9 protein-coding genes are annotated in these 14,598 nt (G+C 65.4%); 7 read left to right on the plus strand and 2 right to left on the minus strand.

Annotation, left to right across the window (positions count from 1 at the left end; genetic code table 11):
* Positions 1 to 195: 195 nt before the first annotated feature.
* The 4 genes from AC0L3X_RS06880 to AC0L3X_RS06895 all read left to right on the plus strand — a co-directional run bounded on the left by AC0L3X_RS06880 (position 196) and on the right by AC0L3X_RS06895 (position 5,167).
* A complete protein-coding gene (locus tag AC0L3X_RS06880) occupies positions 196 to 1,794 on the plus strand; it encodes a GMC family oxidoreductase (RefSeq protein ID WP_063984863.1) in 1,599 nt (532 codons plus the stop codon).
* Positions 1,795 to 1,801: 7 nt separating this feature from the next.
* Positions 1,802 to 2,251, plus strand: a complete 450-nt coding sequence (locus AC0L3X_RS06885) for a gluconate 2-dehydrogenase subunit 3 family protein (protein WP_063984862.1) — start codon at positions 1,802 to 1,804, stop codon at positions 2,249 to 2,251.
* A 106-nt stretch (positions 2,252 to 2,357) separates the two neighbouring features.
* Complete coding sequence (locus AC0L3X_RS06890; protein WP_283018522.1) at positions 2,358 to 3,377, plus strand: S1C family serine protease; 1,020 nt, start codon at positions 2,358 to 2,360, stop codon at positions 3,375 to 3,377.
* Positions 3,378 to 3,436: 59 nt separating this feature from the next.
* The gene (locus tag AC0L3X_RS06895; RefSeq protein WP_063984860.1) at positions 3,437 to 5,167 is read left to right on the plus strand and encodes an FAD-dependent oxidoreductase; all 1,731 of its coding nucleotides are present in this window, start codon (positions 3,437 to 3,439) and stop codon (positions 5,165 to 5,167) included.
* A gap of 141 nt (positions 5,168 to 5,308) precedes the next feature.
* On the opposite strand, the gene AC0L3X_RS06900 is transcribed toward AC0L3X_RS06895, so the two are convergent.
* Positions 5,309 to 8,785, minus strand: coding sequence for an indolepyruvate ferredoxin oxidoreductase family protein (locus tag AC0L3X_RS06900; RefSeq protein WP_231144390.1), 3,477 nt, complete (start codon positions 8,783 to 8,785; stop codon positions 5,309 to 5,311).
* 164 nt (positions 8,786 to 8,949) lie between these two features.
* Here AC0L3X_RS06900 and AC0L3X_RS06905 point away from each other — a divergent pair, with 164 nt between their 5' ends.
* From AC0L3X_RS06905 to AC0L3X_RS06915, 3 genes are all read left to right on the plus strand, one after another.
* Positions 8,950 to 9,903 (plus strand): hypothetical protein, encoded by a 954-nt coding sequence (locus AC0L3X_RS06905; protein ID WP_063984858.1) that lies wholly within the window; start codon positions 8,950 to 8,952, stop codon positions 9,901 to 9,903.
* 329 nt (positions 9,904 to 10,232) lie between these two features.
* Complete coding sequence (locus tag AC0L3X_RS06910; RefSeq protein ID WP_063984857.1) at positions 10,233 to 10,937, plus strand: cysteine hydrolase family protein; 705 nt, start codon at positions 10,233 to 10,235, stop codon at positions 10,935 to 10,937.
* 4 nt (positions 10,938 to 10,941) lie between these two features.
* The gene (locus AC0L3X_RS06915; protein WP_063984856.1) at positions 10,942 to 12,609 is read left to right on the plus strand and encodes a hypothetical protein; all 1,668 of its coding nucleotides are present in this window, start codon (positions 10,942 to 10,944) and stop codon (positions 12,607 to 12,609) included.
* A 56-nt stretch (positions 12,610 to 12,665) separates the two neighbouring features.
* On the opposite strand, the gene AC0L3X_RS06920 is transcribed toward AC0L3X_RS06915, so the two are convergent.
* Positions 12,666 to 14,597 carry a S9 family peptidase gene (locus tag AC0L3X_RS06920; RefSeq protein WP_063984855.1) on the minus strand — a complete coding sequence of 644 codons (1,932 nt, stop codon included), beginning with the start codon at positions 14,595 to 14,597 and terminating at the stop codon, positions 12,666 to 12,668.
* Between the last annotated feature and the right edge of the window lies 1 nt (position 14,598).

Consider the following 14,598-nt stretch of genomic DNA (forward strand, 5'->3'; position numbering starts at 1 on the left):
TCGCTATCGATTGCTCTGGCGCCTCGTTCCTAGCATCCGGAGGTCGCGATACCAATGGTCTGCGCCCTGCGAAGTGCGACATTCGCGGGCCAGCCTTTACTGACCGGCCGGTCTGCCCCTATCGTTCGGCACGATCAAAAACCTGCGTAGACCGAATCGCCCTTGAAGCGGCGAGGGCGGGAGGAAGAAAGTTCGATGAAAGACCCCGTGGACGTCCTGATCATCGGCGCCGGCGCTTCAGGTGCCGCGATCGCGTGGTCGCTGGCCGAGACCAAGATGCACATCCTCTGCCTGGAGCAGGGCGGCTGGATGAACCCGGCGGAATATCCCAGCACGGGCCGCGACTGGGAGGCCAAGTTCTACGGGGAGTGGTCGTCGAGCCCGAATGTCCGCGGCCGGCCCGAGGACTATCCGATCAACGACGACAATTCGCCGATCAAGGTCGTCAACTACAACGCGGTCGGCGGCTCGACGGTGATGTACACCGCGCACTGGCCGCGGCTGCATCCCTCCGATTTCAAGGTGAAGACGCTCGACGGCGTCGCTGACGACTGGCCGATCGACTACGACGCGCTGACGCCGTTCTTCGAAGAGAACGACCGCATCATGGGCACGTCTGGGCTATCGGGCGATCCGCTGTCACCGCTGACGCATCCGCCGATGCCGCAGCAGCCGATGGGATTGTCCGGCGCCATCATCGGCAAGGCCATGAACAAGCTCGGCTGGCACTGGTGGCCGTCGGACACGACAGTCGCGACCACGGACTATGAGGGCCGCGCGCGCTGCATCAATCTCGGCCATTGCACGCCGGCCTGCGCCCAAGGCGCAAAGTCCTCGACCGACATTACCTATTGGCCGCACGCGATCCGTGCCGGCGTCGAGCTGCGCACGCATTGCCGGGTGCGCGAGATCACCACCGACGAGAACGGCATGGCCTCAGGCGCGGTCTATTACGACAAGGACGGCGTCGAGCAGTTCCAGCCGGCGCATGTCGTCATCATCGCCTGCAACGGCGTCGGCACGCCCCGGCTGCTGCTCAACTCGGCATCCAACCGCTTCCCGCACGGTCTTGCCAATTCGTCGGGCCTCGTCGGCAAGAACCTGATGTTCCATCCCTATGCGCAGATCTACGGCTATGTGAAGGAGCCGACCGACAGCAACCGCGCGCCGCCGACCTGCCTGTGGAGCAAGGAATGGTATGACACCGACCTGTCGCGCGGTTTCGTACGCGGCTACGGCGTCCAGTTCGTGCGCGGGGCAGGACCGGTGTTCGAGGCTGTCGTGAGCGAGCAGAGGGGCATTTTGCCGTGGGGCGCGGATCATCACCGCGTCTTCCGCAAGCTCAATGGCCATCGGCTGGGATTCTCCGCGATCTGCGAGGACCTGCCGGAGGAGCACAATCGCGTCACGCTCGATCCTGTCCTGAAGGACAGCCACGGCATTCCAGCACCGAAGATCGACTACTCGATCAGCGAGAACAGCCGGAAGATGATGGAGCATGCGCTCGCGCGCGGCCGCGAGGTTCTGGAAATGGCGGGGGCGACCGACATCTGCGTCAACTCGCCGATCCCGTGGGGCGGCTGGCATCTGCTCGGCACCGCGCGGATGGGCACCGACCCCGAACGCTCCGTCGTCAACGAATGGGGCCGCACGCACGACGTCAAAAATCTCTTCATCGTCGACGGCAGCATCTTCGTCACCTCGGGCGGCGTGAACCCGACGTCCACCATCCAGGCCCTCGCGCTCTACATCGCCGACCAGATGAAGCAGCGCCTCGCAAACTTGTTCGACTGAGGCCGTCATGTCCGCAGACAATCAACTCACGCGCGCCCAATGCAACGATCTCCGCACCATCGCTGCGATGATCGTGCCCGCCAGCGACGAGTACAAGGTGCCCGGCGCCGACGACCCCGCGATCCAGGCCGATATTCTGACGACGCTGGGCCGCGACACCAAATTGGTGGCGGCGGCGCTGGACCATCTGGCCCGGCTCGCAGGGCAACCGTTCGCCGAGCTCGATGCCGCCAGGCGCGATGCGGTGGCGCAGGAGTTCCGCAGCTCCGGCGGCGCGGCTGCCGCAACGCTCGTCCGCGTCGTCCTGCAATGCTACTACCGCGACGACCGGGTGCTGCGCTCGCTCGGGCTCGAGCTGCGCGCGCCGTTCCCCAAGGGTTACGTGCTCCCGGACGGCGACTGGTCGCTGCTCGACCCGGTCAAGGCGAGGGCGGGCACGCTGCGGCGGGCGCCCTAGCCACCTTGGTAGGTCAAGTCCTGACAGCCCAGCCTTGCGCCCCAGGCGGGTCCCTTGCGTTGGCAGGAACAGGCCACCATCTGTGTGAGCCTCAAGGACTCTTGCCATGCTGGATTTTACCTCAGACATCGTCGATGACGCCGCGTCATCGCGAGCGACAGCGTCTGCCCCGGTCGACGACCGGGCTCTGCTGGACGCCTATTCCAATGCCGTGATCGACGTGACCGACCGTGTCGGCCCCGCCGTCGTGCGCGTCGAGACCGGGCCAAAGGTGCCGAACGGCCGCGAGCGCGGCGGGCTCGGCTCCGGCATCGTGATCTCGCCGGACGGGCTCGTGCTCACCAATAGCCACGTGGTCGGTTCCTCCAGGGAGATCCGGCTGCGGGACGTCGAGGGTAACGTCGGTGAGGCCCGCGTACTCGGCGTCGATCCCGACACCGACCTTGCGTTGCTGCGCGCCAATGGTGTGCGCGACTTGCCCTATGCCGCGCTCGGCAACTCCAAGACCCTGCGGCGCGGCCAGCTCGTGATCGCGATCGGCAATCCGCTCGGCTTCGAGTCGACCGTGACCGCCGGCGTGGTCTCGGCGCTGGGGCGCTCGATCCGCTCAGTGAGCGGCCGCACCATCGAGGACGTGATCCAGACCGATGCTGCGCTCAACCCCGGCAATTCCGGCGGGCCGCTGGTGTCGTCGAATGCCGAGGTGATCGGCATCAACACCGCCATCATCAATGGCGCGCAAGGCATATGCTTCGCGGTCGCCAGCAACACCGCGCAGTTCGTGCTGTCGGAGATCATCCGCCACGGCTATGTCCGCCGCGCCTTTATCGGCGTCGCCGGGCAGACTGCACCGGTCCCGCGGCGGCACGCGGTACTGGCCGGCGTCGACAACAAGATGGGCGCGCTCTTGATGCAGATCGAGCCGAATGGACCGGCGGCGAAGGCGGGCCTGTTGCCCGGCGACGTCGTCATCAAGCTCGATGGTGTCGATATCAACGGCGTCGACGATCTGATCCGCGTGCTCGACCGCGACCGGATCGGCCGGCGGCTCGCCATGGACGTGCTGCGGCTCGGCCGCTTGCGGGCGATCGATATCGACCCGATCGAGCGCAAGCCGGCGCGCTAGCGTTGGTGCCTCCGGGCGAGGTATGACGGCGTCATGCCTCTTTCCCGGACCCTTGCCGCATGATGCCGGCGCATGAGACCTACGATGTCATTGTCGTCGGCGCTGGCGCCGGTGGCATGACGGCCGCGGCGGTGGCCGCCGCTGAAGGCTTGCGCGTGCTGGTGATCGAGAAGACGGCGTTCGTCGGCGGCACCACCGCCTGGAGCGACGGCATGGTCTGGATCCCCGCCAATCCCAAGATGAAGGACGTCGGGCTGTCCGACAGCATCACGGACGCGGTCCGGTATCTGTCGAGCACGGTGCCGGAGCCTGCCAATGCCGGCCTGCGCGCAGCCTTCCTCGCGCGCGGGCCGGAGGCGGTCGCCTATCTCGAAGCCAACACGGAAGTGCGCCTCCAGCCGGTGAAAGCCTGTCCGGACTGTTATCCGGAGCGGTTGGGCGCGACATCAGGCGGGCGCGTGCTGGAGCCGGTCGCGTTCGACGGCACCCGGCTCGGCGCGCCTTTCGCGCGGCTGCGCGCGCCGCTGCCGGAGCTCACGCTGTTCGGCGGGATGATGGTCAACCGCCTCGACATCCCGCATCTGCGCCGGGCCGGAAAATCGTTGCGTTCGACCCTGCGCGCGGCGCGGCTCGTTTCGGAATACGCGTTGCAGCGGCTACGCAATCGGCGCGGCACGACGCTGCATCTCGGCAACGCGCTCGCGGCGCGGCTCTATGCCTCGCTGCTGGCGCGGCAGGTCGAGATTCTCTTCTGCGCCGATGTTGAGGACTTGTCGATGCAGGGCGATCACGTCGGCGGCGTTGTCATCCGCCACGGCTCCCGCGACCGCCTGATCTCAGCGCGTCGCGGCGTGGTGGTTGCGACCGGCGGCTTTTCGCACGACGCTGTGTTGCGCAAACGCTTCTTCCCGGCCGCGGCTGGTTTCGTCTCGGCGGCCAGCACCGCTGGCACTGGCGACGGGCTCCGGCTTGCGGCCACGGCCGGTGCCGCGCTCAACACGGAGGCGACGAGTCCGGCCTATTGGGTGCCGGCCTCGCTGTTCCGTCGCGACGATGGCAGCCGTGGCGTTTTTCCGCATACGGTGACCGACCACGCCAAGCCCGGCGTGATCGCCATCAACGCGGCCGGCCGTCGCTTCGTCAACGAGGCGCAGTCGCACCATGAGTTCGTGCTGGCGATGTTGCGCGACGGCAATGGCGAGCCGGACCGGCCGTTTTATCTCGTCTGCGACCGTCAGTTCCTGTGGAGCTATGGCCTCGGCCGCATCAAGCCGTTTACGCTCAACCTCCGGCGCTATCTGGCGAGCGGCGAGTTGCTCAAGGCTCCAGACATCGCGCAGCTCGCGGCGAAGATCGGCGTCAATCCGTCCGTGCTCACGGCGACGATCGCTGGTTACAACGTTGATGCGAAGCAGGGCCGCGATCCCGAATTCGGCCGCGGCAGCACCATCTATCAGCGCCACCTCGGCGATGCCACGCACAAGCCCAATCCCTGCGTCGCGCCGATCCTCCGCGCGCCGTTCTTCGCGATGCGCATCCATCCGGCCGATCTCGGCACGGCCATCGGCATGAAGGTGGATGCCCAGGCGCGCGTGCTGCGCGAGGACGGGGCCCCGATCGCAGGTCTCTACGCCTGCGGCAACGACATGGGGTCGATCATGAACGGGAATTATCCGGGGCCGGGGATCATGCTCGGGCCCGCGCTGACGTTCGGGTATATCGCGGGGCGGCATCTGGCGGAGGGTGGTGCGGCGCGTGAGACGGCTGCCGGCGTGTCAGCTTCGGTCTAGCCACTACCTCCACCGTCATGCCCCGCGAAGGCGGGGCATCCAGTACGCCGCGGCCTATCGATTCAACCACAACCGCCTCGGAGTACTGGATCGCCCGCCTTCGCGGGCGATGACACCGAGAATGAGGCGACAGCACCCCCGCTACTCCGCCGCCGCCGCAAAGCGGCTGTTCTCCAGTTCGGCCTCCAGCCGCGCTGTCTCGGCCGCCGCCAGCTTGATATTGGCTTCCTTGACGTGCCCGAAGCCGCGGATCGTCTCGGGCACGCGGGCGAGCCGCGCCAGCAGCGGGATCTGCTCCGCCTTCAGCCCGGCCATCCGCTGGTCGATCATGCCGAGATAATCCGCGACCAGCTTCCGTTCGGTCCGGCGCTCCTCGGTGCGGCCGAACGGGTCGAACGCGCCGCCGCGCAGGACCTTCAGCTTGGCGAGCAGGCGGAAGGCGTGGATCATCCAGCCGCCGAACTCCTTCTTCTGAAGGTGTCCGGTGGTCTTGTCGCGCTGCGCGAAGATCGGCGGGGCGAGGTGGTACTTCAGCGTGAAGTCGCCGTCGAACTTCTCCGACACCTTCTTGGCAAAGCTGCCGTCGGTGTAGAGCCGTGCAACCTCGTATTCGTCCTTGTAGGCCATCAGCTTGAACAGGTTTTTGGCGACCGCCTCGGTGAGCTCCGTGGACGCGGGCGAGACTGTGCTCTCTGCCTTGCGCACCTTGGCGACGGCCGTGCGATAGCGGTCGGCGTAGGCCTTGTCCTGATAGCCGGTCAGAAACTCCGCGCGGGTCGCGATCACGTCGTCGAGCGACTTCGTCGGCGCGGAAGCGCGGCTCTTGAACTGCAGCACGCTGCGCACGCGCGACATGTCGTGGGCGGCCAGCCGTCCCCAGGTGAAGGCCAGCTTGTTCATCTCGATCGCCGCGCCGTTGATCTCGATGGCGCGGAGCAGGGCCTCCAGCGACAGCGGGATCGCGCCCTTCTGGAAGGCGAAGCCGAGCATGAAGGGATTTGTCGCGATCGAGTCGCCCATCAGGGCCGAGGCAATGCCTGTCGCGTCGATGATGTCGAGGTTCGTGTCGCCGACGGCGTCACGCAGCACGGTCTGCATCGTGCCCATCTCGAAGTCGAGATCGGGATTCTGCACGAAACTCGCGGTCGGCTGCAGGTCGGCGTTGATGAACGCCTTCGTCACCCCGCGTTCGGCACGGCTCAGCGCGGAGGGACCTGCCGAGACGATCATGTCGCAGCCGAGAATGACGTCGGCGCCGCCGGTGGTGATGCGGACCGCGGAGATGTCCTCCGGCCTCCGTGCAATGCGGACATGGCTCATCACCGCGCCGTTCTTCTGCGACAGGCCGGTGAAGTCGAGCGCCGAGCAGCCGCGGCCGTCGACATGGGCGGCCATGCCGAGCAGCGCGCCGATGGTGATGACGCCGGTGCCACCGATGCCGGTGACGAGGATGTTGTACGGCGCCTCGAGCTCGCGGGCAGGAGGCAGCGGCAGGTCGGCGAACAACTGTCCGGAATCGACCGCCGACGTCTTCATCCGCTTCAGGCTGCCGCCGTGCACGGTGACAAAGCTCGGGCAGAAACCCTCGACGCAGGAAAAGTCCTTGTTGCAGTTCGACTGGTCGATCTGGCGCTTGCGGCCGAACTCCGTCTCCAGCGGCTGCACCGAGACGCAGTTGGAGGCCTGCGAGCAGTCGCCGCAGCCTTCGCAGACCAGCTCGTTGATGAAGGCACGCTTTGCGGGATCGGGATAGAGCCCGCGCTTGCGGCGGCGGCGCTTTTCGGCTGCGCAGGTCTGGTCGTAGATCACGACCGTGAGGCCCTTGATGTCACGCAGCTCGCGCTGGACGGCGTCGAGCTCGCGGCGGTGATGGATGGTCGCGCGCTGCGGGAAGTAGTTGCCTTCCGGATACTTCGTCGGATCGTCCGATACGATCGCAAGTCGCTTGACGCCCTCGGCCCAGACCTGATGCGCGATCTGCGCGACGTTGAAGGCGCCTTCGGCGGGCTGGCCGCCGGTCATCGCGACCGCGTCGTTGTAGAGGATCTTGTAGGTGATGTTGATGCCGGCGGCGGAAGCCGCGCGCAGCGCAAGTAGGCCAGAATGGGTGTAGGTGCCGTCACCGAGGTTTTGGAAGATGTGCTTCTCGGTGGTGAAGGGCGACTGGCCGATCCAGTTCACGCCCTCGGCGCCCATATGCGAGATCAGATCGGTACGGCGGGTCGGCATGCTCAAGGCCATGCCGTGGCAGCCGATGCCGGCCATGGCGCGGCTTCCCTCGGGCACGCGCGTCGAGGAGTTGTGCGGGCAGCCCGAGCAGAAGAACGGTGTGCGCGCGAGCTTGATCTGCGTGCTTGATGTGACGGGACTGTCGAAGGCCTCGAGCCGGGCGAGGCGTTGCTCCAGCACCGGGCTGTGATGCCCGAGCTTGCGCAAGCGTGCCACCAGCGCGCCCGCGACGATGGTCGGCGTCAGCTCGCCCTCGCTCGGCAGCAGCGGCGCGCCGCGCTCGTCGCGTTTTCCGGTGACCGTCGGCCGCCTGGAGGCATCGATATTGTAGAGGATGCGCATCAGCTGGTCTTCGATGAAGCCGCGCTTCTCCTCGACCACCAGCACGTCCTGAAGACCTTCGGCGAAACGCTTGGCGCCGCTTTCCTCCAGCGGCCAGGTCAGTGCGACCTTGTAGATGCGCAGGCCGAGGTCCTGCGCCTCCTTGTCGGTGATGCCCAAATCGGCCAGCGCCTGGCGCAGATCGAGATAGGCCTTGCCGGTCGCGAGAATGCCGAGCCGTGCCGGCTTGGAATCGAGCACGATGCGGTCGAGCTGGTTGGCGCGGGCAAAGGCCTGCACGGCGGCCATCTTCGGGCCGAACAGGCGCCTCTCGGCGTCCAGCGGCGGATCGGGCCAGCGGATGTTGAGGCCGCCGGGCGGCATCTCGAAATCATCGGGCAGCACGATCTTGATGCGCTCGGGATCGCTGTCAATCGAGGCCGAGCTTTCCACGGTCTCGCTGATCGCCTTGAAGCCGACCCAGCAGCCGGAGAAGCGCGACAGCGCAAAGCCGTAGAGGCCGAGGTCGAGATAATCCTGGAGCGTTGCCGGATTGATCACGGGGATCAGCGCCGCCGCGAACACCTGCTCGCTCTGATGCGCCAGCGTCGAGGACTGGCAGCCGTGGTCGTCGCCGGCGAGTGCCAGCACGCCGCCATTGAGCGAGGTGCCGGCCGCATTGGCATGTTTGAGCGCATCGACCGAGCGGTCGACGCCGGGGCCCTTGCCGTACCAGATGCCGAACACGCCATCGACCTTGGCGCCGGGAAACAGGCCGACCTGCTGGCTGCCCCAGACGGCGGTCGCAGCCAGGTCCTCGTTCAGGCCGGGGACGAAGGCGATGTCGTGCTGCTGGAGGTGCGACTTCGCGCGCCACAGCGCGTGGTCGTACATGCCGAGCGGGGAACCACGATAGCCCGAGATGAAACCGCCGGTGTTGAGGCCCTGAAGCCGGTCGCGTTCGCGCTGCAACATGGGCAGCCGAACCAGCGCCTGCGTGCCGGACAGGAAGATCCGCTTCGATTCGAGCCGGTATTTGTCGTCCAGCTCGACCTGCATCAGCGTCATTTCAGGAGTCCTCGTCTCTCGTTCGGCGTGGGGGGTTGCGCTGCGGGAGGGATAGCGGCGGCGCGACGCGAATTGCGACAGTCAAGAGCATGGGCCGGCGAAGTCAATACGGCTAGCCGCATCCGTGGCGCTCCTGCTAGTCATGGCTGCCTGTGGAGGACACCATGGCTGCAAACGCATTCGACACCGAGATTACAGAGACGGCCGAGGCGCTGATTGGCCCGTGGCGCCAGCCGCGCCAGATGCTTCACGCGCAAGTCTACGACGCGCACGCCTCGATCCACGACGATGCCACCGCGCAAAAGCTCGGCTTCAAGGGCGGCACCATCGAAGGCCCGACACATTTCAGCCAGTTCGCCCCGCTCGGCGCGCGGCTGTGGGGGCAGGCCTGGTTCGAGAGCGGTTGCCTGTCCGCGCATTACCGCAACGCCTGCTTCGAAGGTGAGGAGGTGCAGGCGATGCTGTCGAAGCCGCTGCCCGGCACGAGCCAGTGCCAGATCCAGATGGTCAAGCGCGACGGCACCGAGGTGCTGCGCGGCACGGCCTCGGTCGGCGAACCTCATGCGGCGACCGCGCTCGAGGCGCGCCTCACCGAGCTCAAGCCGCTCGCCGATCCCGTGATCCTGCGCGATGTGAAGGTGGCGCAGACCAGCAAACGGCAGACGGTGCGGATGGCGTTGGACCAGAACATGGGCGACCTCTATCCGTTCTCTCTCCGGCAGAAGCTCGCCGTCATCACCGAGAACTCGCCATATTATTCAGGCGCCGACAATCCGTGGGGGAAGGCCATCATCCCGATGGAGATGTTGAGCGTACTCTTCCAGTACCGTTCCAAGGACGATCCGCTGCCGGCGAAGGGGCCGGCGGTCGGCCTGTTCGCGGATCAGGAGATCAGGCTGATCAAGGGGCCGCTCTTCGTCGATGAGGAGTACGAAATCGAGCGTGAGGTTGTCGCGCTCTCCGGCAGCCGCCGCACCGAGAGTGCCTGGATTAAAACGCGCGTGTTCGGCAAGACGGGCGCGGTGGTGGCCACCATGCTGCTCAACATGGCGACGCTGAAGGATTCGTATGCGCCGTATGAGATGGAGTATCGGCAGCTGTACGGCACGGGGCGGTAGCGCTACGGCCTCCGCCGTCATTCCGGGGCGCGCGCAGCGCGAACCCGGAATCCACTTTCCTCGCGTACTGCGGCCCGATGGATTCCGGGCTCGACGCTGTCGCGTCGCCACGGAATGACGGCGAGCGAGTCCGTCGCTGCCCGCTCATCCTTTAAGCAACTGCACGTCGCAAAGCCGTCGCACAGGGAATAAGCAGCCGTCAGCCGCTGACGTAACCTTCTGAGTGCGCAGCAAATTCTCTCGCGGCCTGTGCCCCACCGCTATTGTACACAATGGCACGGCGTTTGCAGAACTCCTGGCAAAGAGAGTTCTCGCGGGGGCCTTGAGTTATGTTGAACTCAACCAAGCCGACACTGGGCGTCATCAGCGCCGAGCCCGAGCCGATCAGGCTCGACTGGCCTGCCACCGCACTTCTCATCATCGACATGCAGCGGGATTTCATGGAGCCGGGCGGCTTCGGCGAGACGCTTGGCAACGATGTCAGCCAGCTCGCGCGCGCGGTGAAGCCGATCGGCGCGGTGCTGAAGGCGGCGCGTGACACCGGCATGCTGGTGATCCACACGCGCGAGGGGCATTTACCTGATCTGTCCGACGCGCCGCCCGCAAAAGTCGAGCGCGGCGCGCCGTCCTTGCGCATCGGCGATCCCGGCCCGATGGGGCGCATTCTCATTCGCGGCGAGGCCGGCCACGACATCATTCCCGAGCTTTATCCGCTCGACAGCGAAGTCGTGATCGACAAGCCCGGCAAGGGTGCCTTCTACGCCACCGAGCTCACGGACGTGCTGGAGAAATACGGCATCGAGAACTTGCTCGTCTGCGGCGTCACAACGGAAGTGTGCGTCAACACCACCGTGCGCGAGGCCAATGACCGCGGCTATCGCTGTGTCGTCATCTCGGACGGCTGCGCATCCTACTTCCCGCAATTTCACGAGATGGGCCTGAAGATGATCAAGGCCCAGGGCGGCATCTTCGGCTGGGTCGCGGACTCAGCCGCAGTACTGGAGGCAATGAAGACTTCGACCACACAGGGGTAATGTCATGAGCACATTGACGGGGACGGCCGGTAAATCTGATCTGAGCAAGTCCGAGTTCAAGCCGGCACTATGGACATCGGGCGACTGGAACGCGTTCTTCGGCTTCGGCACCAACATCCTCGTCAACATGCTGGTGCTCACGGGCCTGCTGCGCTTCGTCCTGAAGATGCCTGATAGTCTCGTGTTCGGCCGCATCCTGCCCGCGCTCGGGCTGATGATGTGTCTCTCCACCTTCTACTACGCGTATCTCGCCTATCGGCTGGCGCAGAAGACGGGCCGTAACGACGTCTGCGCACTGCCCTCGGGCGTCAGCGTACCGCACATGTTCATCGTCACCTTCGTGATCATGCTGCCGATCACGATCAAGACCGGTGATCCGCTCAAGGGCTGGTCGGCCGGCCTCGTCTGGGTGTTCTTCCAGAGCTTTATCCTGATGATCGGCGGCTTCATCGCACCGTTCATCCGCAAGATCACGCCGCGCGCGGCGCTGCTCGGCACGCTCGCCGGCGTCTCCGTCACCTTCATCTCGATGCGTCCGGCGTTAGAGATGTACATGACGCCGCAAATCGGCCTGGTCTGCTTCGCCATCATCTTGGTGAGCTGGTTCGGCGGCGTGAAATATTGGCGCGGCATTCCCGCAGGCCTCGTCGCGATCGCGGTCGGCATGGTCATCGCCTGGGGCTCGAACCTGTTCGGCCTCGGTCTCGGTGGGCTGAGCGTCAAGGGCGTCGGCGACGCTTTCGCGAACTTCGGCTTCTCGGTGCCGATTCCGGCGGTAGGCTATGTCTTCTCCGGCTTCGAATTCCTAGGCGTCATCCTGGTTACCGCCATTCCCTTCGGCATCTACGACCTCGTCGAGGCCATGGACAATGTCGAGAGCGCGGAAGCGGCCGGCGACGAATATCCCACCACGCGGGTGCTGACCGCCGACGGCGTCGTCAGCCTGATCGGCTGCCTGATGGGCAACCCCTTCATCAACGCCGTCTATATCGGTCATCCCGGCTGGAAGGCGATGGGCGGCCGCATCGGCTATTCGGCTGCGACCGGCATCATGGTGGTGGTGCTGGCCTGGTTCGGCATCATCTCGGTGCTGCTGGCACTGGTGCCCGTCGTCGCGATCTCGCCGATCCTGCTCTATATCGGCATGCTGATCGGCGCGCAGGCGTTCCAGACCACACCGGTCAAGCACGCGCCCGCGATCGTGCTGGCGCTGACGCCGCATCTTGCTGCCTGGGCCAAGCTCCAGATCGACACGATGCTCGGCTCGACCATGATGGCGGCGACCACTGTCGGCGGTCTCGCCGCCGACAAGGCCGACGCGGTCAAGGCCGCGGCGATCGCAGCATTGCCACAGCAGGGCGTGTTCTATCACGGCTTAGAGGTGATGGGCGGCGGCTCCATCCTCGGCGGCCTCATCCTGGGTGCGATCGGTGTCTTCATCATCGAGCGCGACTTCGAGAAGGCCTCGGCCTTCGCGCTGGTCGGTGCCGTGCTCACTTACTTCGGCTTCATGCATGGCGAGGCCGTGGGTATTGGCGGCGGCTTCGGCGTCACGCCCGCGGTGGCGTTCGCCTACGCGGTGATGGCGGCGGGACTGTTTTCCGCCAGCAAGCTCGGCGCCACCGAGCGCTACGCCGCCCATCCGGAGATGCACGCCGCGCCGGCGGAGTAGGCATCGGCCAGTATTGATCGCCGCCGGGTGACACCATGTCGCCCGGCGGCGTTTTTTTAGGCGACGCCCAGATCGGACAGGATATCGGCCCCGGCACGAACCTCGTGACTGGATCCCCGGAAATCCTCGCCAACGGGCTCGCAGGCGCCACCCAGATGCCGTGCAAAGAACGCCTCGGCAATTGCGAGATAGGAGAGCTGGTTCGGCGGCCTCTGGAATCCGTGCCCCTCATCGGGATAGACGATGTAGGTCACGGGAATGCCTTTCGCCTGCATAGCCGCTGCGATGGTGTCGCTTTCCGCGATCTTGCAGCGAACGTCGTTGGCGCCATGAAAGATCAGCATGGGCTTCTTGATGTTGTCGACCTTGTTGATCGGTGAACGTTCGGCGAGCAGCTTACGGCCTTCCTCGGTGCGGGGATCGCCGTAGCTGCGATACATGAATTCCGCAAAGCCGGCCCAATAGGGTGGCATCGACTCCAGCAGGGTTTGCAGGTTGGAGATGCCGACGACCGGCACGGAACAGCAGAAGACGTCCGGCGTGAAGGTTGCGCCGACGAACGAGGCCAGGCCGCCGTAGGACAGGCCGAAAATCGCGACTTTGTCCTTTTGCGCGATGCCTTCGGCGATCGCCCAATCGACCATGTCGATGAGATCGTCGTGCATCTTTCGCGCATGCTCCTTCTCGCTCGCCGCGACAAACGCCTTGCCGAAGCCCGTCGATCCCCGATAATTGACCGAAAGCACGGCGTAGCCGCGATCGGCCAGCCATTGGTGATCCCTGCGATAGCCGTAGATATCCCGTCCCCACGGACCGCCGTGGACGATGAGGACCATCGGCAGCGGCCGAGGCGGGCGATCACCATCGATGTCGGCGGGCAGCGTGAGGTACGAGACGAGGGGCAGGCCGTCGCGCGATTTGCCCTGCACTTCCTGCATCGAAGCGAGGCGGTAGGGCTTCAGCTCGGGGCGCGCCGAAAACAGCTCGGTGATGGTCTGCTTGTCGCGGTCAAGGAGATGATATGTGATGGGTTGATCCGGCGCGTGGCTCGCCACGATCCATCGGCGGCCATCGTCGGTTTGGCTCTCAACATAAAACGCGTGGTCGCGTAGTCGCGCCTTGATCAGATCAAGCTCGGCCGCAATCGCAGGCGTGAAAGCCGTCCATTCCTGCCGACCGGGATCGATGCAGACCGCTTCGGGTTCGAGTGTCCGGGTGTTGAATATGGCTCCCGTCACATCGGCGCGGTCGCTTGCGAACAAGACACGTTCGTCACCCGTCGACCAGTTGATGCTTAGCAGGGCCGACTTGTCGTGCGTGACGCTCGAAGTCATATGGAGGTAGTTGCCCTCCGCGTCGAAATTCCAGGGCCGGGTGCTGATGTAGGCCTCGTATGAGGTATCGCGCCAATGCGTGACCTCGCCGTCGTCAATACGCCAGAGCCGTGTGCCTCCGTCAGGCGCGTTGCTGTGCGCGTAGCGCGGCTTCAACTGCCAGTCGAGCCCGACGTAATGGAACTCCTGGCGATTTTCCCAAACCAGGCTGCGTTCGCCGGTTGCGAGGTCGAGCACGTAGACATCGTGCCAGCGCGGGTCGCGATCGTTGAGGCTGACTGCAATCTTGTCAGGAACCATGTGCGACCAGTGCGTCGGCATCGCTCGGACATTGGCAAAGGGCGTGAGATCCCGGAGCTCTGAACTGCGGGGATCGACGACGAACAGGCGCAGATTCTCATCGCCGTTCTCGTCGTTGAGAAACATGATGTAGCGGCCGTCCGGGCTCCAACTCTGCCAGTTGATTGGTCGGCCCGTGGTGCGTGTTACGGGCTGGCCCGCCGCAATGCTGTCGACCGGAGAAACCCAGACGTTCAGAACGTCATCGACAGGGGCGAGCCAGGACAGCCATTGCCCATCTGGTGACAACTTGGTGCCGACGTAGGTCGGATTGCCAAACAGTTTTCGGCGCGGAATCAGAGGGCGAGCTGACATG

It is taken from the genome of Bradyrhizobium sp. MI1.7 (assembly GCF_055811795.1).

Coding starts and splice junctions, on each gene's coding strand:
- AC0L3X_RS06910 (WP_063984857.1), top strand. CDS start 10,233: ATGTTGAACTCAACCAAGCCGACACTGGGCGTCATCAGCGCCGAGCCC.
- AC0L3X_RS06895 (WP_063984860.1), top strand. CDS start 3,437: ATGATGCCGGCGCATGAGACCTACGATGTCATTGTCGTCGGCGCTGGC.
- AC0L3X_RS06890 (WP_283018522.1), top strand. CDS start 2,358: ATGCTGGATTTTACCTCAGACATCGTCGATGACGCCGCGTCATCGCGA.
- AC0L3X_RS06880 (WP_063984863.1), top strand. CDS start 196: ATGAAAGACCCCGTGGACGTCCTGATCATCGGCGCCGGCGCTTCAGGT.
- AC0L3X_RS06905 (WP_063984858.1), top strand. CDS start 8,950: ATGGCTGCAAACGCATTCGACACCGAGATTACAGAGACGGCCGAGGCG.
- AC0L3X_RS06915 (WP_063984856.1), top strand. CDS start 10,942: ATGAGCACATTGACGGGGACGGCCGGTAAATCTGATCTGAGCAAGTCC.
- AC0L3X_RS06900 (WP_231144390.1), bottom strand. CDS start 8,785: ATGACGCTGATGCAGGTCGAGCTGGACGACAAATACCGGCTCGAATCG.
- AC0L3X_RS06920 (WP_063984855.1), bottom strand. CDS start 14,597: ATGTCAGCTCGCCCTCTGATTCCGCGCCGAAAACTGTTTGGCAATCCG.
- AC0L3X_RS06885 (WP_063984862.1), top strand. CDS start 1,802: ATGTCCGCAGACAATCAACTCACGCGCGCCCAATGCAACGATCTCCGC.